Genomic DNA, 2,348 nt, shown 5'->3' on the forward strand with positions numbered 1-2,348 from the left:
ACCCTGGGCGCCACGCACGGGATCAACTCCCGGCAGGAGGACGCCGTGGAGGCCATCCGTGCCCTCACCGGAGGTAACGGAGCGGACGTGGTGATTGACGCCGTCGGCCGTCCCGAAACGTACAAGCAGGCCTTCTACGCCCGCGACCTTGCCGGGCGCGTGGTCCTGGTGGGCGTGCCGACGCCGGAAATGCAGCTGGAACTGCCGTTGCTGGACGTCTTTGGCCGCGGCGGGTCGCTGAAGTCCTCCTGGTACGGCGACTGCCTGCCCTCCCGCGACTTCCCGATGCTCGTCTCGCACTACAAGCAGGGCAACCTGGACCTGGAGGCCTTCGTCTCCGAGCGCATCAGCATCGACCAGGTCGAAGAAGCCTTCCACAAGATGCACGAAGGCAAAGTCCTGCGCTCGGTCGTCGAAATCCAGCCGGAAAGGGCATCCGCATGAGCGTCACCATCGAAAATCTGGTCACCTCGGGCACATTTTCGCTCGACGGCGGCACCTGGGACGTGGACAACAACGTCTGGATCGTGGGCGATGACACCGAGTGCGTGATCATCGACTCCCCGCACGACGCCAAGGCCATCATCAACCAGGTCAAGGGCCGCACGGTCAAGGCCATCCTGATTACCCACGCGCACAACGACCACATCGGCGCCGCCCGCGAGGTCGCGGAAGCAGTGGCGGCACCGATCTACCTGAACCCGGAGGACCTGGTCCTGTGGAAGCAGGTTTACCCGGACTTTGAGCCGCACCGGCAGCACGCCGACGGCGACGAGTTCCAGGTGGGCGGGGCAACGCTAAAGGCCATCCACACCCCGGGCCACTCACCGGGATCCACCTGCTTCTACCTCGAAAGCGAAGGAACGGTCTTTACCGGGGACACGCTGTTCAACGGCGGCCCTGGGGCCACCGGCCGGTCCTACAGCGACTACCCCACCATCCTGGCCTCCATCCGCGAACGGCTGCTCACCCTGCCCGCCGACACGGTGGTCCGCACCGGCCACGGCGACAACACCACCACCGCGGCCGAGCAGGAAAACCTGGCGAAGGTGGCCCCGTAGGCAACGGGACCGTCAGCAGTGAAACCACCATCGGTGCCAGTAAAGGCGCGCCAGGAAACACCTGGTGCGCCTTTGTGGTGCCGCCACTAATACAACAGGTAGCAATAAAATCGACCAGCAGGACGTATGTCGGTAAGGAAAGTTGGAACGATGAAGTTCGGTAAGCAGCCCGCACCCGTCGCGGACATCAACGAAGACGACCTGGAAGTCCGTAAGCCCAAGACTGAGGCTGCCGGGGTCAAGGCCGTGATGGTCGCCTTGGAGCGCGCTGTGGCGCAGGCGGGTGTAACCCGCACGGCGCAGTCGTTGCTGCGGCTGAACCAGCGCGGCGGGTTCGACTGCCCGGGCTGTGCCTGGCCGGAGTCGGACAAGAAGCGCAAGGCCGCCGAGTTCTGTGAAAACGGCGCCAAGGCGGTGGCCGAGGAGAACACCCTGCGCACGGTGGGTGCGGAGTTCTGGGCCAAGCACTCCATCAAGGAGCTCTCGGAGAAAACGGAGTACTGGCTGGGCAACCAGGGCCGGCTCAGCGAACCGGTGGTCATCCGGGAAGGCGAGACCCACTATTCGCCGATCTCCTGGAACGACGCGTTTGAACTGATCGGCGAACACGTCCGCGCCACCACCGCGGACCGGTGCGTGTTTTACACCTCCGGGCGGACCGCGAACGAGACCGCGTTCATGTACCAGCTGTTCGCCCGGTCCCTGGGCACCAACAACCTGCCGGACTGCTCCAACATGTGCCACGAGTCCTCAGGTTCTGCCCTGAACCCCACGATCGGGATCGGCAAGGGCACCGTGTCCCTGGACGACATCCACGATTCCGAACTGATCTTCGTGGTGGGCCAGAACGCGGGGACCAACCACCCGCGCATGCTCTCGGCGTTGAAGGAATGCAAGGACAAGGGCGGCAAGGTGGTGGCCGTGAACCCGCTGCCGGAGGCCGGGCTGTTCAACTTCAAGGACCCGCAGACCGTCTCCGGCGTCGTCGGCGGCGGCACCCCGCTCGCTGACGAATACCTGCAGATCAAGGTCGGCGGTGACCTGGCCCTGTTCCAGGCCCTGGGCCACCTGCTCCTGGCAGAGGAAGAAGCCAACCCGGGGACGGTCGTCGACCATTCCTTCATCGCCGCGCAGACCGACGGGTTCGACGCCTACAAGCAGGCCCGCGCCGCCCTGGACTGGGACGAGACGGAAAAGGCCACCGGCCTGTCCCGCGCCCAGATCGAGACCGTGGCCGGGATGCTCATCAGGTCCAAGGCGTCTATTTTCTGCTGGGCGCTGGGTGTC

At 65.1% G+C, this 2,348-nt stretch carries 3 protein-coding genes; all 3 read left to right on the plus strand.

What is annotated here, in order from left to right:
* The coding region (locus tag FDW83_RS18840; RefSeq protein ID WP_138139592.1) for a zinc-binding dehydrogenase at positions 1-444 on the plus strand (444 nt) is incomplete at its 5' end.
* Positions 441-1,061: an MBL fold metallo-hydrolase gene (locus tag FDW83_RS18845; RefSeq protein WP_138139593.1), complete on the plus strand. Its 621-nt coding sequence runs from the start codon at positions 441-443 to the stop codon at positions 1,059-1,061. The genes FDW83_RS18840 and FDW83_RS18845, both read left to right, overlap by 4 nt.
* A 150-nt stretch (positions 1,062-1,211) precedes the next feature.
* Positions 1,212-2,348: molybdopterin-dependent oxidoreductase (locus FDW83_RS18850; protein ID WP_171027623.1), on the plus strand; the 1,137-nt coding region annotated here is incomplete at its 3' end.

It is taken from the genome of Pseudarthrobacter sp. NamE2 (assembly GCF_005796205.1).
In the GTDB taxonomy this organism is placed as follows: Bacteria; Actinomycetota; Actinomycetes; order Actinomycetales; family Micrococcaceae; genus Arthrobacter.

What these genes read in the sequence shown, in the direction of transcription:
- FDW83_RS18845 (WP_138139593.1), top strand. Translation starts at nt 441, where the DNA reads ATGAGCGTCACCATCGAAAATCTGGTCACCTCGGGCACATTTTCGCTC.